Source organism: Geodermatophilus sp. URMC 63 (genome assembly GCF_053502565.1).
Genome location: NZ_CP199956.1, coordinates 5,433,765 through 5,456,693, shown reverse-complemented (window position 1 = coordinate 5,456,693; position 22,929 = coordinate 5,433,765). Strand labels below are relative to the sequence as shown.

The 22,929-nt window shown below is 74.3% G+C and carries 19 protein-coding genes; 15 read left to right on the top strand and 4 right to left on the bottom strand.

Annotated features, from left to right (window positions below; genetic code table 11):
* Positions 1–59 precede the first annotated feature (59 nt).
* Positions 60–722, bottom strand: coding sequence for a DUF2461 domain-containing protein (locus ACWIZO_RS26400; protein WP_448640538.1), 663 nt, complete (start codon positions 720–722; stop codon positions 60–62).
* On the bottom strand, positions 719–1,300 hold the full coding sequence (locus ACWIZO_RS26395; RefSeq protein WP_448640537.1) for an N-acetyltransferase family protein: 582 nt from the start codon (positions 1,298–1,300) through the stop codon (positions 719–721). The genes ACWIZO_RS26400 and ACWIZO_RS26395 overlap by 4 nt, the downstream gene beginning before the upstream one ends.
* Positions 1,301–1,366: 66 nt before the next feature.
* Between ACWIZO_RS26395 and ACWIZO_RS26390 the strand changes: the two genes are divergently transcribed.
* From ACWIZO_RS26390 to ACWIZO_RS26370, 5 genes are read left to right on the top strand one after another with little or no spacing between them, the layout of a single operon-like run.
* Positions 1,367–2,599, top strand: coding sequence for a winged helix-turn-helix domain-containing protein (locus tag ACWIZO_RS26390; RefSeq protein WP_448640536.1), 1,233 nt, complete (start codon positions 1,367–1,369; stop codon positions 2,597–2,599).
* Positions 2,600–2,610: 11 nt separating this feature from the next.
* The gene (locus tag ACWIZO_RS26385) at positions 2,611–3,423 is read left to right on the top strand and encodes a thymidylate synthase (RefSeq protein WP_446756783.1); all 813 of its coding nucleotides are present in this window, start codon (positions 2,611–2,613) and stop codon (positions 3,421–3,423) included.
* Positions 3,420–3,944, top strand: coding sequence for a dihydrofolate reductase (locus tag ACWIZO_RS26380; protein ID WP_448640535.1), 525 nt, complete (start codon positions 3,420–3,422; stop codon positions 3,942–3,944). Before ACWIZO_RS26385 ends, ACWIZO_RS26380 begins: the two co-directional genes overlap by 4 nt.
* Before the next feature lie 10 nt (positions 3,945–3,954).
* Positions 3,955–4,851 (top strand): 4-hydroxy-tetrahydrodipicolinate synthase, encoded by an 897-nt coding sequence (gene dapA / locus ACWIZO_RS26375; RefSeq protein ID WP_448640534.1) that lies wholly within the window; start codon positions 3,955–3,957, stop codon positions 4,849–4,851.
* Positions 4,848–6,560 (top strand): ribonuclease J, encoded by a 1,713-nt coding sequence (locus tag ACWIZO_RS26370; RefSeq protein ID WP_448640533.1) that lies wholly within the window; start codon positions 4,848–4,850, stop codon positions 6,558–6,560. The genes dapA and ACWIZO_RS26370 overlap by 4 nt, the downstream gene beginning before the upstream one ends.
* A gap of 33 nt (positions 6,561–6,593) precedes the next feature.
* Here the strand turns inward: ACWIZO_RS26370 and ACWIZO_RS26365 are convergent, their stop codons facing one another.
* On the bottom strand, positions 6,594–8,534 hold the full coding sequence (locus tag ACWIZO_RS26365; RefSeq protein ID WP_448640532.1) for a prolyl oligopeptidase family serine peptidase: 1,941 nt from the start codon (positions 8,532–8,534) through the stop codon (positions 6,594–6,596).
* A gap of 73 nt (positions 8,535–8,607) precedes the next feature.
* Between ACWIZO_RS26365 and ACWIZO_RS26360 the strand changes: the two genes are divergently transcribed.
* From ACWIZO_RS26360 to ACWIZO_RS26315, 10 genes are all read left to right on the top strand, one after another.
* Complete coding sequence (locus ACWIZO_RS26360) at positions 8,608–11,178, top strand: DNA translocase FtsK 4TM domain-containing protein (protein ID WP_448640531.1); 2,571 nt, start codon at positions 8,608–8,610, stop codon at positions 11,176–11,178.
* A 70-nt stretch (positions 11,179–11,248) separates the two neighbouring features.
* Positions 11,249–12,676, top strand: coding sequence for a MiaB/RimO family radical SAM methylthiotransferase (locus ACWIZO_RS26355; protein ID WP_448640530.1), 1,428 nt, complete (start codon positions 11,249–11,251; stop codon positions 12,674–12,676).
* 7 nt (positions 12,677–12,683) lie between these two features.
* A complete protein-coding gene (pgsA, locus tag ACWIZO_RS26350; protein ID WP_448640529.1) occupies positions 12,684–13,346 on the top strand; it encodes a CDP-diacylglycerol--glycerol-3-phosphate 3-phosphatidyltransferase in 663 nt (220 codons plus the stop codon).
* A gap of 180 nt (positions 13,347–13,526) precedes the next feature.
* Positions 13,527–13,952: a helix-turn-helix domain-containing protein gene (locus ACWIZO_RS26345; RefSeq protein WP_446756776.1), complete on the top strand. Its 426-nt coding sequence runs from the start codon at positions 13,527–13,529 to the stop codon at positions 13,950–13,952.
* Positions 13,953–14,088: 136 nt separating this feature from the next.
* Entirely contained in the window at positions 14,089–15,318 is a 1,230-nt protein-coding gene (locus tag ACWIZO_RS26340) for a DUF4032 domain-containing protein (RefSeq protein WP_448640528.1), read from the top strand.
* Positions 15,319–15,624: 306 nt separating this feature from the next.
* Positions 15,625–16,875 carry an extracellular solute-binding protein gene (locus tag ACWIZO_RS26335; protein WP_448640527.1) on the top strand — a complete coding sequence of 417 codons (1,251 nt, stop codon included), beginning with the start codon at positions 15,625–15,627 and terminating at the stop codon, positions 16,873–16,875.
* Entirely contained in the window at positions 16,872–17,834 is a 963-nt protein-coding gene (locus tag ACWIZO_RS26330) for a carbohydrate ABC transporter permease (protein WP_448640526.1), read from the top strand. The genes ACWIZO_RS26335 and ACWIZO_RS26330 overlap by 4 nt, the downstream gene beginning before the upstream one ends.
* Entirely contained in the window at positions 17,834–18,667 is an 834-nt protein-coding gene (locus tag ACWIZO_RS26325; RefSeq protein WP_448640525.1) for a carbohydrate ABC transporter permease, read from the top strand. Before ACWIZO_RS26330 ends, ACWIZO_RS26325 begins: the two co-directional genes overlap by 1 nt.
* Positions 18,668–18,715: 48 nt before the next feature.
* On the top strand, positions 18,716–20,005 hold the full coding sequence (locus ACWIZO_RS26320; protein ID WP_448640524.1) for an ABC transporter ATP-binding protein: 1,290 nt from the start codon (positions 18,716–18,718) through the stop codon (positions 20,003–20,005).
* Between the two features lie 89 nt (positions 20,006–20,094).
* Positions 20,095–21,738, top strand: coding sequence for a glycoside hydrolase family 13 protein (locus ACWIZO_RS26315; RefSeq protein WP_448640523.1), 1,644 nt, complete (start codon positions 20,095–20,097; stop codon positions 21,736–21,738).
* Here the strand turns inward: ACWIZO_RS26315 and ACWIZO_RS26310 are convergent.
* Positions 21,735–22,769, bottom strand: a complete 1,035-nt coding sequence (locus ACWIZO_RS26310) for a carbohydrate kinase family protein (protein ID WP_448640522.1) — start codon at positions 22,767–22,769, stop codon at positions 21,735–21,737. The two genes, ACWIZO_RS26315 and ACWIZO_RS26310, sit on opposite strands and share 4 nt — an antisense overlap.
* Between the last annotated feature and the right edge of the window lie 160 nt (positions 22,770–22,929).

Here is a 22,929-nt window from a genome sequence, read left to right as displayed (position 1 = left end):
CGGTCCACGAGGCTCTCGAGGACGGTGCCGTCCGTGGTGGAGGAGGCGGCCCCCGCACGTCAGCGGCGGCGGATCTCCTTGGTGGTCGCACCGACGTTGTCGGCGAGCCAGGTGTTGAGGTCGGTCAGCTCCCGCCAGGCGGAGCGCACCTGGTCGAGGGCCGCTGCCGAGTGCAGCCACTCGGCGAAGGGGAACAGCTGCCCCGCGTGCAGGGACCGGTGGCGCAGCAGGTCCGCCCGGGCGTCGTCGACGTCGTACCCCCTCGGGACCCGGGTGAGCCGGTCACCGGCCACGTCCCACCCGCTGCGCGCCAGTCGGTGCACCTCGTCCTGCAGCCGCGGACCCTGCACGTCGTCGGCCACGGCACGCCGATAGCGCTCGACCTGGTCGGACTCGAGCCGCCAGGCACCCCCGGCCACCCGCAGGCCCTCGGCCGAGATCTGCACGTACCAGGCCCCGGCTCCGCGGCCCTCCGGGTGCACCACCGCGCCCTGGTGCGTCTTGTACGGCGTCCTGTCGTTGCTGAAGCGGACGTCGCGGTACGGGCGGAACAGCTTCGCCGGCCCGAACTCCGCCGCGAGGTCCTCGACGAGTGCCTGCATCGGCTCGCGGACGCAGGTGTCGTAGACCGTGCGGTGCCGCGTCCAGTAGGTCTTCGAGTTGTCGGCCTCCAGGCCCTCGTAGAACACGAGCCCCTCGTCGGGGAAACCGGCGAACGTCATGCGTCCTCTCCCAAGAGCGTGTGCCACCGGACCTCGCGCAGCGGCGTCCCGGCGGCGTCGAGCGTGCGTGCCCAGCCGTCCCGCGCCCATCCGGCCGACTCCAGGAACCCCGCGGTCACCGCGTCGCGCTCGGCGACCCAGGCCTGCAGCCGCACCGCCCCCGTGGCCCGCGCGAGATCGGCTACCGCTGCCAGCAGCCGACTCCCGTGCCCCCGGCGACCCCAGCGCGGCTCCACGAGCAGCACCGCGAGCTCCGTCGTCGGACCCGCCGGATGGGGCGCCTCGTCCGGGTCGAGCTCCGGCGGGCCGTACGCGGCCAGGCCCACGACCCGCTCGCCGTCCACGGCCACCAGGACGCCGTGCGCGGGCGTCGGGGGATCCGTCACCGCCGCGGTCCACGCGGCCTCCGCGGCAGCCGCGTCCCAGCCGTCGAGCACTGCGGCCGGCAGCACCCCGCGGAACGCCGTGCGCCAGGTCTCGCCCTGCACCCGCGCCACCGCCGCGGCGTCCGCGGGCCGGGCCGGTCGCACCGACACCTCCGCGGTGCCGGTCAGCCGGGGGAAGGGGTGCGGGTCCACACCGGGCAGCCTAGGTGGGCCGGGCGCCGAGGGGAGAGCGTCGGCGGGGAAGGGCAGGATCCCCTCGTGGCCCTCCTCGTCGTCGACCGGCTCCCCGCGGCGCTCGCCCGGCGCATCGCGCTGGCCGCGCAGGGCTTCGCCGACCCGCGCCCCGCGGGCGTCGTCGACAGCCGGCAGCTGCGCCGGGTGACCGACCGGCTGGCCGTCGTCCAGATCGACTCGGTCAACGTGCTGTCCCGCTCGCACTATCTGCCCTTCCTCAGCCGGCTCGGTGCCTACCGGCGGGCGGCGCTCGACGACTTCACCGCGCGCCGGCACGAGGTGTTCGAGTTCTGGGCGCACGAGGCGTCCTACCTGCCGGTGCGGCTGCACCCGCACCTGCGCTGGCGCATGGCCGCCGCCGAGCAGCACGCCTGGGGCTCGATGGTCCGCATCCAGCGCGAGCGGCCCGGCTACGTCGCCGAGGTCCTCGACCGGGTCCGGGAGTCCGGCCCGACGAAGGCCAGCGACCTCGCCGAGGCCCGGCCCGACCGGCCCGGGTCGATGTGGAACTGGCACGCGGGCAAGGTCGCCCTCGAGTGGCTCTTCTACACCGGGGTCCTCACCGCGCGGGCGCGGACGACGTCCTTCGAGCGGGTCTACGACCTCACCGAGCGGGTGCTGCCCGCCGCCGTCCTGCAGACCCCCACCCCCGAGCCGGCCGACGCCGTCCGCGAGCTGGTGCGCACCGCCGCCCGCGCCCTCGGCGTGGCCACCGAGCGCGACCTGCGCGACTACTTCCGCCTCCGTCCCGAGCCCGCCCGCCGGGCGGTCGCCGAGCTGGCCGAGGCCGGTGAGCTGCTGCCGGTGGAGGTGGCCGGCTGGGGGGCGCCGGCCTGGCTGGACCCGGCCGCGCGGCGCCCGCGGTGGGTCCGCGCCCGCGCGCTGCTCTCGCCGTTCGACTCGCTCGTGTGGGAGCGCCCGCGGGTCGAGCGCCTCTTCGGCTTCCGCTACCGGCTGGAGATCTACACCCCCGCCGCGCAGCGGGTGCACGGCTACTACGTGCTGCCCTTCCTGCTCGGCGACCGGCTGGTGGCCCGCGTCGACCTCAAGGCCGACCGGCAGGCCGGCGTCCTGCGCGCGCAGGCCACCCACGCCGAGGACGGCGTCGACCGCGCCGAGGTCGCCGACGCGCTCGCCGCGGAGCTGCGGCTCGTGGCCGGCTGGCTGGAGCTCGACGACGTGACCGTCGCCGAGCGTGGCGACCTCGCGGCCGACCTCACCCGCGCACTGGCCTCCCCGGCGACCGGCGTCGCCTAGGCTCGGGGCCCGTGACGAGCAGCGGACCGGTCGACACCCAGTACGAGGACCTCCTGCGGCGCATCCTCGAGCAGGGGACGCCGAAGTCCGACCGCACCGGCACCGGCACGGTGAGCCTGTTCGGGGAGCGGCTGCGCTACGACCTCTCCGAGCGGTTCCCGCTGGTCACCACCAAGAAGGTGCACGTCAAGTCGGTCGCCGTCGAGCTGCTGTGGTTCCTGCGCGGCGAGGGCAACACCGCCTGGCTCAAGGAGAACGGCGTCACCATCTGGGACGAGTGGGCCGACGCGGACGGCGACCTCGGCCCGGTGTACGGCGTCCAGTGGCGCTCGTGGCCGACCCCCGACGGCGGCACCGTCGACCAGATCCAGGGCGTGCTCGACACCCTGCGCACCGACCCCGACTCCCGGCGCATGGTCGTCTCGGCCTGGAACGTCGCCGCGCTGCCGGACATGGCGCTGGCGCCCTGCCACGCGCTGTTCCAGTTCGCGGTGCACGACGGGCGGCTGTCCTGCCAGCTCTACCAGCGCAGCGCCGACATGTTCCTCGGCGTCCCGTTCAACATCGCCAGCTACGCGCTGCTCACCCGCATGGTCGCCGACCAGGTCGGCCTGGCCCCCGGCGAGTTCATCTGGGTCGGCGGCGACTGCCACGTGTACAGCAACCACGTCGAGCAGGTCCGCGAACAGCTCTCCCGCGAGGTGCGGCCCTTCCCGTTCCTCGACCTGGCGCCGGCGCCCTCGCTGTTCGACTACACCCTCGAGCACCTCACGCTGCGGGAGTACGACCCGCACCCGGCCATCCGCGCCGCGGTCGCGGTGTGACGGTCCGGCTCGTCTGGGCGCAGGCGCGCGACCGCGTCATCGGCGCCGGCGGCCGGCTGCCCTGGCACCTGCCGGAGGACCTGCGGCTGTTCCGCGAGCTGACCACCGGCTGCACCGTCGTCATGGGCCGGCGCACCTGGGAGTCGCTGCCCGAGCGGTTCCGCCCCCTGCCCGGCCGGCGCAACGTCGTCCTCACCACCGACCCGTCCTGGTCGGCCGACGGCGCGGAGCGGGCCGGGTCGGTCGCCGAGGTGCTGGCCGCGCACCCCGACTGCTGGGGGATCGGCGGCGCGGCGGTGTACTCGGCGCTGCTGCCGCACGCCGGCCGGCTGGTGGTCACCGACGTCGACCTGGACGTCGACGGCGACACCCGCGCCCCGGTGCTCGACGCCGGCTGGCGCCGTGTCGCCCGCACCCCGGAGGCCGGGTGGGCCACCTCGGGCACCGGCCTGGCCTACGCCGTCTCGGAGTACGTGCGCGCGCCCGCTGCCGGGCCGGGCGCCGACGCGGCCGGTCGGTAGATTCGACCGCATGACCACCGACCCCGCCCGGCCCTTCGGGCGAGTGCTGACGGCGATGGTGACCCCCTTCGCCGACGACGGCTCGATCGACCTGGCGGGGGCCCAGGAGCTGGCCGCGCACCTGGTCGACCGGCAGGCGCACGACGGCCTGGTCGTGCTCGGCACCACCGGCGAGGCCCCGACGCTCAGCGACGGAGAGCAGCACGCCGTCCTCGAGGCGGTCATCGACGCCGTCGGCGACCGGGCCACCGTGGTGGCCGGCGTCGGCACCAACGACACGGCGCACACCATCGAGAACGCCCGCCGCGCCGAGCAGCTGGGGGCCGACGGCCTGCTGGTCGTCACCCCGTACTACAACAAGCCGCCGCAGGCCGGGCTGCTGCGCCACTTCACCGCGGTCGCCGACGCCACCGACCTGCCGGTGATGCTCTACGACATCCCGCCGCGCTCGGTCGTGCCGATCGAGGTGGAGACGCTGGTCCGCGCCGCGGAGCACCCGCGCATCGTCGCGGTCAAGGACGCGAAGTCCGACTTCGGCGCGCTGGCCTGGACGCTGGCGCGCACCGACCTCGCCTACTACTGCGGCGAGGACATGGTCAACCTGCCGATGCTGGCCCTCGGCGCGGTCGGCGTGGTGAGCGTGGTCGGCCACCTGGTCGGCCCGCGGCTGGCCGAGCTCATCGCCGCGGTCGAGTCCGGCGACCTGGCCAAGGCGCGCGAGGTCAACGAGAGCCTGCTGCCGGTGTACACCGGCGTGTTCCGCACCCAGGGCGTCATCACCGTCAAGGCGGCGCTGCGCGAGCTGGGGTTGCCCGCCGGCCCCGTGCGCCCCCCGCTGGTCGACGCCACGCCCGAACAGATCGCGCAGCTGCGCACCGACCTCGCCCACGGAGGCCTGACCCTGTGACCGCCACCTCCGCCGGACCGGCCGGCCAGCCGCACCTGGACCTCAAGACGCCCCCGAGGCTGCCGGCCGGCGGTCTCCGGGTCATCGCGCTGGGCGGGCTCGGGGAGATCGGCCGCAACATGGCCGTCCTCGAGTTCGACGGCACGCTGCTGGTCATCGACTGCGGCGTGCTCTTCCCCGAGGCCGAGCAGCCCGGCGTCGACCTGATCCTCCCGGACTTCGGGGTCATCGAGCACCGCCTCGACGACATCGCCGCCGTCGTCCTCACCCACGGACACGAGGACCACATCGGCGCGATCCCCTACCTGCTGCGGATGCGCGGCGACATCCCGCTGGTCGGGTCCCGGTTCACCCTGGCGCTGGTCAAGGCCAAGCTGCGCGAGCACCGGCTGGACCCGGTGCTGGTCGAGGTCGCCGCCGGGGACGACCACGTCGCCGGCCCGTTCCACTGCGAGTTCATCTCGGTCAACCACTCGATCCCCGACGCGCTGGCCGTCGCCGTCCACACCCCCGCCGGGGTCCTGGTGCACACCGGCGACTTCAAGATGGACCAGCTGCCCCTCGACGGCGTGCTCACCGACCTCGGCGCCTTCGCCCGGCTGGGCCTGGAGGGCATCGACCTGCTGCTCGCCGACTCCACCAACGCCGAGATCCCCGGCTTCGTCACCCCGGAGCGGTCGATCGGCCCGGTCCTGGAGGACGTGTTCCGGCGGGCCACCCAGCGGCTGATCGTCTCCAGCTTCGCCAGCCACGTGCACCGCATCCAGCAGGTGCTCGACGCCGCCGAGGTGCACGGCCGCAAGGTCGCCCTCGTCGGGCGCTCGATGGTCCGCAACATGGGCGTGGCCCGCGACCTCGGGCTGTTGCGGGTGGCCTCCGGCCTCATGGTCAGCCTCGACGAGGCGACGTCGATGCCACCCGAGCAGGTCGTGCTGGTGAGCACCGGGTCGCAGGGTGAGCCGCTGTCGGCCCTGGGCCGCATGGCCCGCGGCGAGCACCACCAGGTCACCATCGAGGCCGGCGACACGATCGTGCTGGCCTCCTCGCTGGTGCCGGGCAACGAGACCGCCGTCTACAAGGTCATCAACGGCCTCGCGCGGCTGGGCGCCACCGTCGTGCACAAGGAGACCGCACGGGTGCACGTCTCCGGGCACGCCCCGGCCGGGGAGCTGCGCACGCTGCTCAACGTGGCCAAGCCCCGCTACCTCATGCCCGTGCACGGCGAGTGGCGGCACCTGCGGGCGCACGCCGCGCTGGCCGAGCAGACCGGCATGGCCGCCGACCGCGTCCTGCTCGCCGAGGACGGCGTCGTGGTCGACCTCGTCGACGGCAAGGCCTCGATCACCGGGTCGGTGCCGGTGGGCAACGTCTACGTGGACGGTCTCAACGTCGGCGACGTCGGCGAGGAGTCGCTGCAGGAGCGGCGCATCCTCGGCGACGAGGGCTTCGTCGCGCTCACCGTCGTCGTCGAGCCCTCGACCGGCACGATCGTGCGGCCGGTACACCTGTCCGCCCGCGGGTTCTCCGACGACCCGAGCGCCTTCGACGAGGTGCTACGGCTGGTCGAGGACAACCTCAAGCGAGAACTCTCCGACGGGCAGACCGACGCCCACCGGCTCTCCCAGGTGATCCGGCGGACGGTCGGCAAGTGGGTGTCGGACACCCACCGTCGCCGGCCGATGATCATCCCGACGGTCCTCGAGGTGTGAGGCGGAGGCCGAGCGCGCAGGTCTCCTGAGCGCTCAGCCTCCGGTGACCTCGATCGGGGCGATGCCCTCCTGCTCGGGCAGGGCGAAGCCCCACACCTGCGCGTAGAAGGAGAGCTCGCCGTCCAGGGCGGCGCGGATGTTCTCCGCCCGCCGGAAGCCGTGCTGCTCACCCTCGAAGAGCAGGTAGGCGTGCGGCACGTGCTTCTCCCGGAGCGCCGCCACCAGTGCGTGCGCCTGCTCGGGCGGGACGACGCGGTCCTCGGCGCCCTGGAACACCGCCAGCGGCGTGTCCAGCGCGTCGACGTGCGTGATGGGGGAGCGCTCGGCGTACACCTCGGCGCCCTCGGGCCACGGCGCGACCAGCCCGTCGAGGTAGCGGGACTCGAACTCGTGCGTGTCCGCGGCCAGCGCGCCGAGGTCGGCGACGCCGAAGTGGCTCGCACCGGCGGTGAACACCCCCGGCCGCCGGGTGAGCGCGGCCAGCGTGGTGAACCCGCCGGCCGAGCCGCCGCGGATCGCCATCCGCGCGGGGTCCACCCGGCCGGCGTCGGCGAGCCACCGGGCGCAGGCGACGACGTCGTCGAGGTCGACCACGCCCCACTGCCCCTGCAGCGCGTCGCGGTAGCGGCGGCCGTGGCCGGTGGAGCCGCGGTGGTCGACGTGGGCGACGACGAAGCCGCGGGAGGTGAAGTACTGGATCTCCGGGTCCAGCACGCGCGGGTGGGCCGACGTCGGGCCGCCGTGCACCATCACGACCAGCGGCGGCCGCGCGTCGGCGGGCGGGGTCACGTCCGGGTTGGTGGGCGGGTAGACCGCCGCGTGCGCGTACGGGATGCCGGTGCCGTGGTCCTCGGTCGGGAAGGTCACCGACTCCGGCACCGAGATCCACCCCGGGGCCAGGCCGAGGTCGCGCGCCCGCCGGAGCACCTCGGTGTCCCCGCTGCCGAGGTCGACGCGCAGCACCACCGGCTCGCTGGTCGGCCCGGCGGCCGCGCACACCACCGCGCCGTCCTGCGCCCGCAGCTGCCCGAGGGAGGTGGCGGGCAGGTCGAGCTCGCGCAGGTCGCCGTCGGGGGAGAGGACGGCGAGGCGGTCGGCGCCGCCGCGGGGGACGGCCAGCGCCACCCGGCCGTCGCCGAGCGGGACGAAGCGGCTGGCGCCGAAGCGCCACTGCGGCCCCGTGATGTCGGCGCCGACGTCGAGGACGAGCTCCGCGGCTCGGCCGGGCCGCCACCGCCACAGCGCCCACGCGTCGGTGCGGTCGCAGCAGAACAGCAGGGAGCCGTCGGCCTCCCAGGTCGGCTGCACGACGGACTCACCGGGCCCGCCGGCGACGACGGTCTCGCCGCCGTCGGGGGCGCGCACCACCAGCTGCGCGGCGTCCCAGGGCATCGACGGGTGGTCCCACCGCAGCCAGGCCAGCTGCCCGTCGGGTCCCGGGCGCGGGTCGGAGACGAAGTCCGGGCCGGTCACCAGCACCGCGGCGCTGCCGTCGGGGGCGATCCGCACGACCTCGTTGCGCACGTCGGCCGCCACGTCGGTCGGGGTGTGCGTCTCCCGGACGGCCAGCAGCGAGACCCCGTCGGCGTCCAGCCCCAGGTCGGCGTAGCGGACGCCGGCCGGCAACGGCGGTTCCGGCGTGAGCGCGACCGGCGCGGCGTCGTCCGGGCCGAGCCGGTGGAGCCGCTGGTCGTCGAAGTGCGCGAACCACAGGACGCCGTCCGCGACCGTCCACGCGCCGCCGCCGTACTCGTGCACCCGTGTCCGGGCGTTCCACGGGGCCGGGAGGACGTCGGCGACCGTGCCGTCGGCGCGGCGGCGCACCAGCGCCGTGCGGCCGCCCTCGGCCGGGCGTGACTCCGCCCACCAGACGTCGGGGCCGTCGACGGCCACCTCGCCCAGCCGTGCGGCGGCGCGGACGACGAGTGCCGAGGTCACCGGGGTCGGCCAGCTGCCGTACGGGGAGGTCGCCACCGGGCGACCGTAGGCCGGGGACACGACGTCCCGCCTGCCTGGGGGAGGGCGCGACGGCGGCTACCGTCGACCCATGCCTGCCCGTACCACGCCCTCGCGCCGGCCGGCCGGCTCGGCCCCGAAGGGCCGGTCCGGGTCGACCGCCGCGGGCAAGCGGCCGGCGCCGCGCACCCCCGCCCGCAACGGCAACCGCAAGCCGCCCGCTCGCAGGCCCGCCGCCAAGCAGGGTCCGGGCGCGGCCGCCGGCGCGTTCCGGGCCGCGGCCGGCGCCTGGTCGCTGCTCGCCCGCGGCGCCGGGGGACTGGCCCGCTCGATCGCCCGCCCGGAGGAGGCCGAACCGCTGGCCCCCGAGCACCGCCGCGACGGCGCGGGGCTGGCCGTGCTGGGCCTGGCCGTCGTCCTCGGCGCCGCCGCCTGGTTCGACGGGATCGGCCCGGTCGGTGCCGGGCTGGCCACCGCCGTCCGCTGGGTGGTCGGGTCCTTGCTGGTCGTGCTGCCGGCCTTCCTCTTCCTCGTCGCGCTGCGACTGCTGCGCCGCGCGCCGCACCCCGAGGCGCGCGGGCGGCTGGCCATCGGCTGGCTGTGCGCCGTCGTCGCGGTGCTCGGGATCGCCTCGGTCGTGGGCACGCACGGCGACCCCCTGGCCGGTCGGCCGGGCTCGGGCGGCCTGGTCGGCTGGGCGGTCGGCACGCCGCTCACCGCGGGCCTGGGCGCCGTCGTCGCCGTCGTCCTGCTCGCCCTGCTCGCCGTCTTCGCCGTCCTGGTGCTCACCGCGACGCCGTTGCACCAGGTGCCCGAGCGGCTGCGCGAGCTCGTCGGCGGGGGCGCCGGCGACGACGGGGAGTGGGACGGCGAGGAGTACGACGACGCGTACGAGGAGGAGCCCGAGGAGGCGCCCCGCCCGCGCCGCTCGAAGCGCCCCGCGCTCGCCGAGGTGCTGGCCGAGGACCCCTCGCCCGACCTCACCACCACCGGCCCGATCGACTCCGTCCCGCCCGACTCCGTCCCGCCCGCCGACGTCCGCGAGGCCGTGCACCAGGAGCCGGCACCCGCCCCGGTCCCGGCCCCGCGGCCGCCGGTCGTCGACCGCACCGCGCCGCCGGAGGACCTCGAGCCGGTCACCGAGCCCGAGCAGCTGCGCATCGAGCCGGTCGAGGGCGAGTACACGCTGCCGTCGGTGTCGCTGCTGCGTCCAGGGACGCCGCCGCGCAAGGAGTCGCAGGCGAACAACGTGGTCGTCGAGGCCATCCGCGGGGTGCTCGAGCAGTTCAACATCGACGCCGACGTCACCGGCTACACCCGCGGCCCCACGGTCACCCGCTACGAGGTCGAGCTCGGCCCCGCGGTCAAGGTCGAGAAGATCACCGCGCTGACCCGCAACCTCGCCTACGCCGTCGCCAACGACAACATCCGGATCCTCGCGCCGATCCCCGGCAAGTCGGCGGTGGGCATCGAGGTGCCCAACGCCGACCGGGAGACGGTCAGCCTCGGCGACGTCATGCGCTCGCAGGTGGCCAAGCAGGACCCGCACCCGATGGTGGTCGGCCTCGGCAAGGACATCGAGGGCGGGTTCGTCACGGCCAACCTGGCCAAGATGCCGCACCTGCTCGTCGCCGGTGCCACCGGCGCGGGCAAGTCCAGCTGCATCAACTCGCTGCTGACCTCGCTGCTGCTGCGGGCCGCGCCGGAGCAGCTGCGGATGATCCTGGTCGACCCGAAGATGGTCGAGCTCACGCCCTACGACGGCATCCCGCACCTGATCACGCCGATCATCACCGACCCCAAGAAGGCCGCGACCGCGCTGGCCTGGCTGGTCGAGGAGATGGAGCAGCGCTACCAGGACATGCGGGCCACCGGCGTCCGGCACATCGACGACTTCAACCGCAAGGTCGAGCGCGGCGAGATCACCGCCCCGCCCGGCAGCGAGCGGGCCTACCGGCCCTACCCCTACATCCTCGCGATCGTCGACGAGCTCGCCGACCTGATGATGGTGGCCCCGCGCGACGTCGAGGAGTCGATCGTCCGCATCACCCAGAAGGCGCGCGCCGCCGGCATCCACCTGGTGCTGGCCACCCAGCGGCCCTCGGTCGACGTCGTCACCGGCCTGATCAAGGCCAACGTGCCCTCGCGGCTGGCGTTCTCCACCTCCAGCCTCACCGACAGCCGGGTCATCCTCGACCAGCCCGGCGCGGAGAAGCTGATCGGCATGGGCGACGCCCTGTTCATGCCGATCGGCGCCGGCAAGCCGCAGCGGCTGCAGGGGGCCTACGTCTCCGACGGCGAGATCGAGGCGGTCGTCGAGTTCACCAAGCGGCAGGCCGAGCCGGAGTACCGCGAGGAGGTCTTCAGCGCCGCCGCGGGCGAGAAGAAGGAGATCGACGAGGACATCGGCGGGGACCTGGAGCTGCTGGTCCAGGCCGTCGAGCTCGTCGTCACCAGCCAGTTCGGGTCGACGTCGATGCTGCAGCGCAAGCTGCGGGTGGGCTTCGCGAAGGCCGGCCGGCTCATGGACCTCATGGAGACGCGCGGGGTGGTGGGCCCCTCGGAGGGCTCCAAGGCCCGCGACGTGCTGGTCAAGCCCGACGAGCTCGAGTCGGTGCTGTTCACGCTCCGTGGCGGCACGCTGCCCGGCGGGGACGACTGACGCCGCCGCTCAGGGCGCCTACGATGGGCGGGTGACAGCTCCGCCCTCCCCTGCACGCAGAGTGGCGGTGGTGACCCTCGGTTGCGCCCGCAACGAGGTCGACTCCGAGGAGTTGGCCGGCCGCCTGGCCGCCGACGGCTACGAACTGGTCGAGGACGCCGAGGGCGCCGACGCCGTCCTGGTGAACACCTGCGGGTTCATCGAGTCGGCGAAGAAGGACTCCGTCGACGCGATCCTCGCCGCCACCGACTCCGGTGCCGAGGTCGTCGCCGTCGGCTGCATGGCCGAGCGCTACGGCTCCGAGCTGGCCGGCGCGCTGCCCGAGGCGACCGTCCTCGGCTTCGACGACTACGCCGTCATCGGCGACCGGCTCGACGACGTCCTGACCGGCCGGCCGCTGGTGCCGCACGCGCCCCGCGACCGGCGCACGCTGCTGCCGATCAGCCCCGTCGCCCGCACGGCCGCGACCGCCGCCCCGGAGGCGCCGGCCATCCCCGGCCACGGCTGGGTGCAGCGCCGCCGGCTGGCCGCCGGTCCCTCGGCGGCGCTCAAGCTCGCGTCGGGCTGCGACCGCCGCTGCGCCTTCTGCGCCATCCCCACCTTCCGCGGCTCGTTCGTCTCCCGGCCCCCGGCCGAGGTGCTCGGCGAGGCGCGCTGGCTGGCCGGTCAGGGCGTCACCGAGCTGGTGCTGGTCAGCGAGAACTCGACGTCCTACGGCAAGGACCTCGGTGACCTGCGCTCGCTGGAGCGGCTGCTGCCGCAGCTGGCCGCGGTCGAGGGGATCGCCCGCGTGCGGGTGGCCTACCTGCAGCCGGCCGAGCTGCGCCCGGGTCTGCTGGAGGTCATCGCCGCGACCGACGGCGTGGCGCCCTACTTCGACCTGTCCTTCCAGCACTCCTCGCCGGGCCTGCTGCGCCGCATGCGCCGCTTCGGCGGCACCGAGGACTTCCTCGCGCTGATCGAGCGGGTCCGGTCACTGGCGCCCGACGCCGGTTTCCGCACCAACGTCATCCTCGGCTTCCCCGGGGAGACCGAGGACGACGTCGCCGAGCTCGAGCGCTTCCTCACCGAGGGCCGCCTCGACGCCGTCGGGGTGTTCGGCTACTCCGACGAGGAGGGCACCGAGGCACTCGGACTGCCCGGCAAGCTCGACCGGCACGAGATCGACGCCCGGGTCCGCCGGGTCACCGACCTGGTCGAGGAGCTGACCGCCCAGCGCGCCGAGGAGCGGGTCGGCTCCCGGGTGGAGGCGCTGCTCATCGAGGACCTCACCGCCATCCCGGACAGCGAGGAGGGGCCCGGGACGTGGGCCGGTTCCGCCGCCCACCAGGACCCCGAGGCCGACGGCACGACGACGGTCACCGGGGTGCCCGCGGACGCGCGGCCCGGGCAGCTGCTGGTCGCCGAGGTCGTCGCGGCCGAGGGCGTCGACCTCGTCGCCGCCGCGCTGGAGCCCGTGGCGACCGGACCCGCCCTGCACGGGACGGCCGGGAGGTGAGCGTCCGGTGAGCGCCGTCGCCCCCGACCCCGCGGCCACCCCGCGGCAGTCGGCGCGGTTGGTCAACGTGCCCAACGCGCTCACCGTGCTGCGGCTGGCCGTCGTGCCGCTGTTCGCCGTCCTGCTGCTCTCCGACGGCGGGATGGACGACGACCGGCGGATCTGGGCGACGGTGTTCTTCGGCCTGGCGATCATCACCGACCGCTACGACGGCCTCATCGCGCGGCGCACCGGCCAGGTCACCGAGTTCGGCAAGCTGGCCGACCCCATCGCCGACAAGGCGCTCACCGGCACCGCGCTGGTCGGGCTGTCGGTGCTCGGGCTGCTGCCCTGGTGGGTGACGCTGGCGATCATCGTCCGCGAGCTCGGCGTCACCCTGCTGCGCTTCTGGGTGATCCGGCACGGCGTCATCGCCGCCAGCCGCGGCGGCAAGGCCAAGACCGTCGTCCAGGCGCTGGCGATCGGCCTGTACATCCTGCCGCTGACCGGCCTGCTGGCCAGCGTCCGCTGGTGGGTCATGGCCGCCGCGCTGCTGCTGACCCTGGCCACCGGCCTCGACTACGTCTACCGGGCGCTGACGCTGCGCCGCACCAGTGCCCGGGCGATGCGCGCGGCCGCCGCGCGGCGCGCCGCCGGGCCGGCGGGCTCGCGCTCCGACACCGCCGCCTAGGAGCGCCCGGCCGGGGCCGCCGGCGGCCCGCCGCCCGTGGAACGTCCGGGCCCGCCAGGTTGTTACGCCATGAGCGGACGCGGCCGCGCCGGCCCGGTGCCGGGGAGGGGTGCCGCGTACCGTGGGCGCACGGCACCCCGGGGTGCCGCCGCTTCTTCCCCCGCCAGACAGGAGACGGCCATGACGCTGCTGCGCACACAGCTCGGGCGGACCCTGCGCGGTCACCGGCTGCGGCAGCGGCGCACGCTCCGCGACGTCTCCGGTGCCGCCCGGGTGAGCCTGGGCTACCTCTCGGAGGTCGAGCGGGGCCAGAAGGAGGCCTCCTCCGAGCTGCTCGCCTCCATCTGCGACGCCCTCGACGTCGAGCTGGCCGACCTGCTCGCCGAGGTCAGCACCGAGCTGCGCGGCCCCGACGGCCGCGTCCGCCCGCTGGTCCCCGCCGCCGGCGCCGCCCCTGCCGCGGTCCCCGCCGACGACGCCCCGGCCGAGGGGACGGCCGTCCCGGCCGACACCGGCGTCCCCGCCGCCGAGCCCGCGCTCGCGCTGGTCGGCGCCACCACCCGCGCCGCGCACCGCGCCGGGAAGGCCGTGTCGTTGGCCGCCTGACCCCACCCGGCCGGCGGCGCGCCGTCGCACGCTCCGCGCACCCGCGTGCGCCTCGTGGCATCGTGGTCCCGCAAGGGAACGCGGACGCCACCCCGCGAGGGTGGCCGGCTGTGGCGCGCCACCACCGGAGGTCGCCGTGCGGTACCTGTTCCGCCCGCCGGGCACCGATGGCGCCGAGCTGCTGACGCTGCCCTGGCACCTGCCGCTGGAGGAGTGGGACCGCGACCTGCTGCTGGAGGTGCCCCAGCGCGGCATCTCCCGGCACGTCGTGCGCTTCGTCGCGACGCAGGGCCAGGTCTTCGCGCTCAAGGAGATCGCCGAGACGCTGGCCCGGCACGAGTACGCGCTGCTCGCCGAGTTCGAGGAGGAGGGCCTGCCGGCCGTCTCCGTCCTGGGCATCTGCGTCGACCGGCCCGACGGGCAGGACGCCGTCCTCGTCACCCGCTACCTCGAGTACTCGATGTCCTACCGCTACCTGTTCTCCCGGCCCAGCGCGCGGCAGTCGGTGGACCAGCTCATGGACACGCTGGTCGTGCTGCTGGTGCGCCTGCACCTGGCCGGGGTCTTCTGGGGCGACTGTTCGCTGTCGAACACGCTCTTCCGGCTCGACGCCGGCGCGCTGTCCGCCCACCTGGTCGACGCCGAGACCGCCGAGCGGCACCCGACGCTCAGCCGCGGCCAGCGCCAGTACGACCTCGACCTGGCCCGCGAGCGGGTGGGCGCCGAGCTGCTCGACCTGCAGGCAGGGGAGCTGCTGCCCGAGGGCGTCGACCCGATCGACGTCGCCGACAGCCTGCCGGTGCGCTACGAGTCGCTGTGGGAGGAGGTCAACCGCGAGGAGCTGTTCCGCGCCGACGAGCAGCGCTACCGCGTGGCCGAGCGGCTGCGCCGGCTCAACGACCTCGGGTTCGACGTCGGCGAGGTCGAGCTGGTGACCTCCGAGGAGGGCGCCCGCCTGCGGGTGGAGACCCGGGTGTCCGCGCCGGGGCAGCACCGCCGCGAGCTGTTCCGGCTGACCGGCCTGGAGGTGCAGGAGAACCAGGCGCGGCGGTTGCTCAACGACCTGCGCACCTTCCGCGCCTGGCTGGAGCAGAAGAGCGGCCAGCCGGTGTCGGAGACGGTGGCCGGCACGCGCTGGCTGGCCGAGGTGTACCGGCCGGTGGTCGACGCGATCCCACCCGAGCTCGCCGGCCGGCTCGCGCCGGCCGAGGTCTTCCACGAGGTGCTCGAGCACCGGTGGTTCCTCTCGGAGCAGGCCGGGCGCGACGTCGGCACGACGGCGGCGGCGCAGTCCTACCTCGCCACCGTCCTCCCCGCGACGCCGGCGGAGCTCACGACCCCCTCGGTCATCGCCACCCGGCCCTGACCCGTCCGGCCCTGCCCCTCCGGGCACTGCCCCGTCCCGCCCCGACCCTCCCGGCCCTTGCCCCGTCCAGCCCTGCCCCGTCCGGCGTCGAACGGCTGGTCACGCGGGGGACACGACCGGGTTGCGGCGGGCTGTGGGCTGCGCCACGGTACGGGAGCGCGGTGATCGTCGGAGCTCGCCGAAACGGGAGGCGAAGAGTTGTCCATCGCAGAAGGACCCCGCCCCGACGCCGGTGGGCGTCGGTCGAACCGGACGTCACGCAGACGACGCCGGCGCGTCGTGGGGGGCGCGGCGACCGCGTTCGTCGTGGCGTCCACCCTCGCTGCCTGTGGCGGGGACTCCAGTGCGGGCGCGACCCCGGTCCTCAACTGGTACATCAACCCCGACTCCGGTGGTCAGGCGACCATCGCCGAGCGGTGCTCCCAGGAGTCGGACGGGGCCTACACGATCAACGTGTCCCAGCTCCCCCGCGACTCGCCCGCTCAGCGTGAGCAGCTGATCCGCCGGCTGGCGGCGAACGACGAGTCGATCGACCTCATGAGCATCGACGTGGTGTTCCCGCCGGAGTTCGCCCAGGCGGGCTTCCTCGCCCCCGTGCCGGAGGACGTCGCCCAGGAGGTCACCGAGGGCGTGTTCCAAGGTGCACTGGACTCCGCGACGTGGGACGGCGAGCTCGTCGCGGTCCCGTTCTGGTCCAACACCCAGCTGCTCTGGTACCGGAAGTCGGTGGCGGAGGCGGCCGGGCTCGACATGAGCCAGCCGGTCACCTGGGACCAGCTGATCGAGGCCGCGGAGAGCCAGGGCAAGCTGCTGAGTGCCCAGGGCAGACGGTCGGAGTCGTTGATGGTCTGGTACAACGCGCTCCTGGAGTCCGCCGGTGGCCAGTACATCGAGGAGAGCGGAGAGAGCCCGGACGACATCAAGTTCGGTCTCTCCACCCCCGAGGCGGACCGTGCGGCCGAGGTGATGGCCGCCGTCGCCAACTCCTCCGCGGTCGGCGCCGGCTTCACCACGGCCAGCGAGGACACCAGTGCGACGGAGTTCGAGAGCGACGACGCCGGCTTCATGGTCAACTGGCCGTTCGTCTACGCCCAGGCCCTCTCCAAGGTCGAGGCCGGCACCCTGGACCAGTCGGTGCCCGACGACTACGGCTGGGCGCTGTACCCCGCCGTCGACGAGGGCACGCCGAGCGCGCCGCCGCTCGGCGGGATCGACATCGCCGTGTCGGCGTTCAGCCGGCACCCCGACCTCGCCTACCAGGCGGTCTCCTGCATCGTCCAGGACGCCAACCAGGCCGAGTACATGGTGACCAACGGCAACCCGGCGTCGTCGATCGCGGTGTACGACGACCCTGACGTGCAGGCGGCCTACCCCATGGCCGACACCATCCGCGAGTCCCTGCAGTCGGCGGCGTCCCGCCCACTCACCGCCTACTACAGCGAGGTCCTCGGGTGTTTCCTGCGCGAGTTCCACCCGCCGGGCGCGGTGAACGACCAGACGGGTGAGCGCACCGAGGAACTGACCAAGGCCGTCCTGTCAGGAGAGCAGCTGCTATGAGCCAGACGACGCTGCCGCCGGTCGAGAAGACCAGCCCCGTCGCCGCACCCCGCGGCACGATCAGTGACCGGTCCCGGGCCGAGCGCAAGCTCGGCTGGTTGCTGGCAGGCCCGGCCTTCGTGGTCATGCTGCTGGTGACCGCCTACCCGATCATCCAGGCGGTCTACTACTCGCTGTTCAACTACCGGCTGACCGACCCCGGAAACCGGTCCTTCGACGGCCTGGGCAACTACTGGGTGATCCTCACCGACGGCGTGTGGTGGCAGTCCATCCTCGTCACGCTGATCATCACGGTGGTCACGGTCTCGGTCGAGCTCGTCCTCGGGTTCGCCCTGGCGCTGGTCATGGCCAAGGCGCTCTCGTCGATCCGCCCGGTGGTCCGGGCCGCCATCCTGATCCCCTACGCGGTGATCACGGTCGTGTCGGCCTTCGCCTGGCAGTTCGCCTTCCGGATCGACACCGGTTTCGTCAACAGCTGGTTCGCCTGGCTGCCGGGCGTCAGCGACACCACCGACTGGTTCGGTGGCCAGGTCTCCTCGCTCTTCGTGATCTGCCTGGCCGAGATCTGGAAGACGACCCCGTTCATCTCCCTGCTGCTCCTGGCCGGCCTGGCCCAGGTGCCGGAGGTGCTGCAGGAGGCGGCCAAGGTGGACGGCGCCACCTGGTGGCAGCGGATGTGGCGGGTCACCATCCCGAACATGAAGGCCGCCATCATGGTGGCGCTGCTGTTCCGGACCCTGGACGCGTTCCGGGTCTTCGACAGCATCTTCATCATGACCGCGGGGGCGAACAACACCGAGTCGGTCTCGTTCCTGGCCTATCGGCAGACCATCTCCCGCGTGGAGATCGGGCTGGGCTCGGCCGTCTCCGTGCTGCTCTTCCTCGCGGTGGTGATCATCGCCTTCGGTTTCATCAAGGGGTTCAAGATCGACCTGGCGCAGGCGAGAGGGGAAGGCTGATGTCCACGCGGGAGAAGACCTGGTGGTGGATCGGTGGCGTCCTGATCATCCTCTACTGCCTGTTCCCCATCGCCTGGATCGTCTCGCTGTCCTTCAAGTCCACAGCGGACCTCGCCAACAAGCAGTTCCTGCCGTCGAGCCCGACGTGGGAGAACTACTCGACGATCCTCACCGGCACGGCGAGTGACCTGTTCCTGCCGGCGCTGCGCAACAGCTTCGGGATCTGCCTGATCGCCACCGCGATCTCGTGCGTCCTGTCGATGTTCGCGGCCTACGCGATCGCCCGGCTGGACTTCCCCGGGAAGAAGCTGATCCTGTCGGCGGCTCTCGGGGTGGCGATCTTCCCGGTCATCTCGATCGTGACGCCGCTGTTCAACCTGTGGCGGCAGATCGGCCTCTACGACACCTGGCCCGGGCTGATCATCCCGTACCTGTCGCTGACCCTGCCGATCTCCATCTGGACGATGTCGGCGTTCTTCCGGGAGATCCCCTGGGAGATGGAGCAGGCGGCCCAGGTCGACGGCGCGACCACCTGGCAGGCGTTCCGCAAGGTGATCGTGCCGCTGGCCGCTCCCGGCGTGTTCACCACGGCGATCATCGCGTTCTTCATCGCCTGGAACGACTTCGCCTACGGCATCTCGCTGACCTCCACCAGTGCCGCCCGCCCCGTTCCGGCGGCGCTCGGCCTCTTCTCCGGCGCCTCCCAGTTCCAGGACCCCACGGGCGCCATCGCCGCGGCCGCGGTGATCGTCACCATCCCCGTCGTCGTCCTGGTCCTGCTGTTCCAGCGGCGCATCGTCGCCGGTCTCACCAACGGCGCGGTCAAGGGCTGACCCGGCCGTGCTCCCCACCCCACTGACGTCCGAAGGGGACGAGATCTGATGGCCTCCATCGAGATGCGCAACATCGTCAAGCAGTACGGCGACGGCTACCCGGCCGTGAACGACGTCAGCCTCGACATCGCCGACGGTGAGTTCATGATCCTGGTCGGCCCGTCCGGCTGCGGGAAGTCCACGCTGCTGCGGATGATCGTCGGGCTCGAGGACATCACCAGTGGCGACATGATCATCGGTGGCAAGCGGGTCAACGACCTCGCCCCGCGTGAGCGCAACCTGTCGATGGTCTTCCAGAACTACGCGCTCTACCCGCACATGACGGTGTACGAGAACATCGCCTTCCCGCTGCGGCTGTCCAAGACGCCCGACGACGAGGTCCGCCGCCGGGTGAACGAGGCGTCGGACGTCCTCGAGCTCAAGGAGCACCTGGAGCGCAAGCCGGCCAACCTCTCCGGTGGCCAGCGCCAGCGGGTGGCGATGGGCCGGGCGATCGTGCGCCAGGCCGAGGCATTCCTCTTCGACGAGCCGCTGTCCAACCTCGACGCCAAGCTGCGCGGGCAGATGCGCACCGAGATCAGCCGGCTGCAACGCCGGCTGGGCATCACCACGGTCTACGTCACCCACGACCAGACCGAGGCGATGACCCTCGGCGACCGCGTCTGCGTCCTGCGCAAGGGCAAGATCCAGCAGGTGGCCTCCCCGCGGGAGCTCTACGAGCAGCCGGTCAACCTCTTCGTCGCCGGGTTCATCGGCTCCCCGCCGATGAACTTCCTGCCCGCCACCCTCGACGGCGACCGGCTGCAGACGCCGTTCGGGCCGGTCGTCCTCGACGAGCGCCGCGCCGCCGCGGTGCGCGGCCGGGGAGACCTGCTCCTGGTCGGCATCCGGCCGGAGTACTTCGAGGACGCGTCGCTGGTCGACGAGGCCAAGCGGCCGCTGGGGTCGGTGTTCCGGGCCCGGGTCGACGTGACCGAGTGGCTGGGTGACTCGCAGTACGCCTACATCCCCTACGAGGCGCCCGAGGCCGTCACCGCCCAGCTGCGCGACCTCTCCCGGGAGCTGGACTCCGAGGAGCTGCGCACCCAGGCGATCGTGTCGATCGACTCCACCAGCCGGATCCGGGAGGGCCGAGAGGCGGACTTCTGGCTCGACAGCCGCAAGGTGCACGTCTTCGACCCGCAGACCGGGGAGAACCTGACGCGTGACGCCGAGGCCGGGGCCCGGCTCACGCAGATGGCCACCGAGGACCGGGTGGAGCAGGTGCAGGACGCGCAGTCCTCGGGGCAGACCGTCTCGGGTCCCGGTTCCGGGGCGCACCGGGCCGGGGCCGCCTGAGCCGCCGCCCGAGCCGCTGACGGCGGTGCCCGCGGCCACCTCGGCCGTGGGCACCGCCGTGACTCTCACGCGCACCGACCTGGAGCCCGATGCCCGTGCCGACCCGGGGGAGTGCCCGCCCGTGGTGGCGGACGGCCGTCGTCTACGAGGTCTACCTGCGCAGCTTCGCCGACGCGGACGGTGACGGACTCGGGGACGTCGAAGGTCTCCGCGGCCGGCTGACCCACCTCGCCGACCTCGGCGTCGACGCGCTCTGGGTCACCCCCTGGTACCCCTCGCCGATGGCCGACGGCGGGTACGACGTCGCCGAGTACCGCGACGTCGACCCGCGCTTCGGCACGCTGGCCGACGTCGACGCCCTCCTCGCCGACGCCCACGACCTCGGGCTGCGCGTCGTCGTCGACCTGGTCGCCAACCACACCTCCGCCGAGCACCCCTGGTTCCGGGCCGCCCTCGCCGCCGGCCCGGGGTCCCCCGAGCGGGCGCGCTACTTCTTCCGGGACGGGCGCGGCGGGGGAGCCGAGCCGCCCAACGACTGGATCTCGGCCTTCGGCGGCTCCGCCTGGACCAGGGTCCGCGAGCCCGACGGCGCCCCCGGGCAGTGGTACCTCCACCTGTTCGCCCCCGAGCAGCCCGACCTCGACTGGGGCCACCCCGACGTCCAGGAGGAGTTCGACGGGATCGTGCGCTTCTGGCTCGACCGGGGCGTCGACGGCATCCGCGTCGACGCCGCCCCCGCCATGGCCAAGGCGCCCGACCTGCCCGACGCCGGGCACGCGCCGGGGGCGTCCTTCGACGCCGGCAGCTGGGTGGGCAACCCGCACTGGGACGTCGACGAGGTGCACCAGGTCCTCCGGCGGTGGCGTCGCATCGGCGACGAGTACGCGGGCGACCGGCTGTTCGTCTCCGAGGCGGTCGTCAACGGGCCCGAGCGGCTCAGCCGCTACGTGCGCCCCGACGAGCTGCACACCACGTTCAACTTCGACTGGCTCAAGGCCCCCTGGGACGCCCGCGCGCTGCGCGCGGTGGTCGACGGCACCCTCGCGGCCCTGGCCCCGGTCGGTGCGCCGGCGACGTGGGTGCTGTCCAGCCACGACGAGACTCGGCACGTCACCCGGTTCGGCCGGGCGCACAGCGGTGCCGCCGTCATGGGGTTCGACGCCGCCGCGCCGACCGACCTGGCGCTGGGCCTGCGCCGGGCCCGGGCCGCGGCGCTGCTGACGCTGGCCCTGCCCGGCGGGGCCTACCTGTACCAGGGCGAGGAGCTCGGGCTGCCCGAGGTCGAGGACCTGCCGGAGGAGGTGCTGCAGGACCCCACCTGGGAGCGGTCCGGGCACACCGCCCGCGGCCGGGACGGGTGCCGGGTGCCGCTGCCGTGGTCCGGGGAGCGTCCGCCGTTCGGGTTCAGTCCGGACGGCGTCGTGCCCTGGCTGCCGCAGCCGCCGGGGTGGCGCGACCTCACCGTCGCCGTCCAGCGCGAGGACCCGTCGTCCACCCTGTCGCTGTACCGGGCCGCGCTGCGGCTGCGCCGCGACCTCCCCGACGACGACGCGCTGCGGTGGCTCGACCTCGGCGCGGACGTGCTCGCCTTCGACCGCGGGCCCTGGCGGTGCGTCGTCAACCTGTCCCGCCGCCCGCTCCCGCTGACCGGGCTGGGGCGGCCGGTGCTGACCAGCGAGCAGGTCGGCGCGGAGCTGCCGCCGGACACCGCCGCCTGGCTGGTGACGGGCTAGCGGCCCGGTGCCGGTGCCCGCTCGGCGCGGGCGGCGGCCAGCTCGGCGGCGGTCGGCGGGTCGGCGCCGACGCGGGTGCAGTTGAGCGCGGCGACCAGCGCGGCGTCGTCGACGAGTCGGACGAGGTCGTCGTCGGGGACCGCCTCCAGCGCCGCGCGGGACGTGACCCCGGCGGCCAGCAGCCCGGCGAACAGCCCGGCGGCCAGGGAGTCGCCGGCGCCGACGGTGTCGGCCACGGTCACCCGCGGCGGCTCGCGGTGCAGCAGCGGACGCCCCGGCCGGGCCACCCGCAGCGGGGCCCCGCCGTCGGTGAGCAGGACCAGTGCCGGCCCGCGCCCGGCCCAGCGCTGCGCGGCGCCGTCGAGGTCACCTCCGGCGTCGGGCTCGAGCCAGGCGAGGTCCTCGGCGCTGACCTTGACGACGTCGGCGATGGCGAGCAGCCGGTCGAGGCGGGCGCGGACGGCGTCGGGGTCGTTGCCCAGCGAGGCGCCCACCGGGCCGCCGGCCAGCATCGGCCGGAGGTTGGGGTCGACGCTGACCAGCGCCCGCCCGGCGACCCGCTCGGCCAGGCGGGCGATCGCGTCGCAGCCCGGCGGCGTCCAGGAGGAGATGGAGCCGACGTGCAGGATCGCGGTCGCCGCGGGCAGGACCGCGGCGAGCTCGTCGTCGGTCCACTGCCAGTCGGCCGCGCCCTGCACGTGGAAGCCGTAGTCCGGCGAGCCGTCGTCGTCCAGGCCGACGACGGCGAGGCTGACCGGCTCGACGGCGTCGACGACCCCGGTGAGGTCGACCCCGGACAGCTCGGCGTGCCGGCGCAGCGGCGCGGCCAGCGGGCCGGTGCCCAGCCGGGCCAGCAGCCCGACCGGGGCGTCGAGCCGGCCGGCCGCGACGGCGACGTTGAGCGCGTTGCCGCCGGGGCGGGCGACGTAGCGCGGCGTCGTCCCCTCGGGGCCGGCGCCGGCGGACAGGTCGGGCAGCAGGTCGACGACGAACTCGCCGAGGACGGTCAGCTGGGGGGCTGCGGTGACCACGTCGGGAACCCTAGGCCCCCGACGCCGCCGGCACCGGGTCTCCCCGGACGGGGGAGGCCGGGCGGATCCGGGACGTCCCTGTTGGCCGGGGTGCCCGTCCTGCTGGGACGATGACGGCGAGGACCGCCGTGGACCACGGCGGTACGTCGAGCCAGGAGGC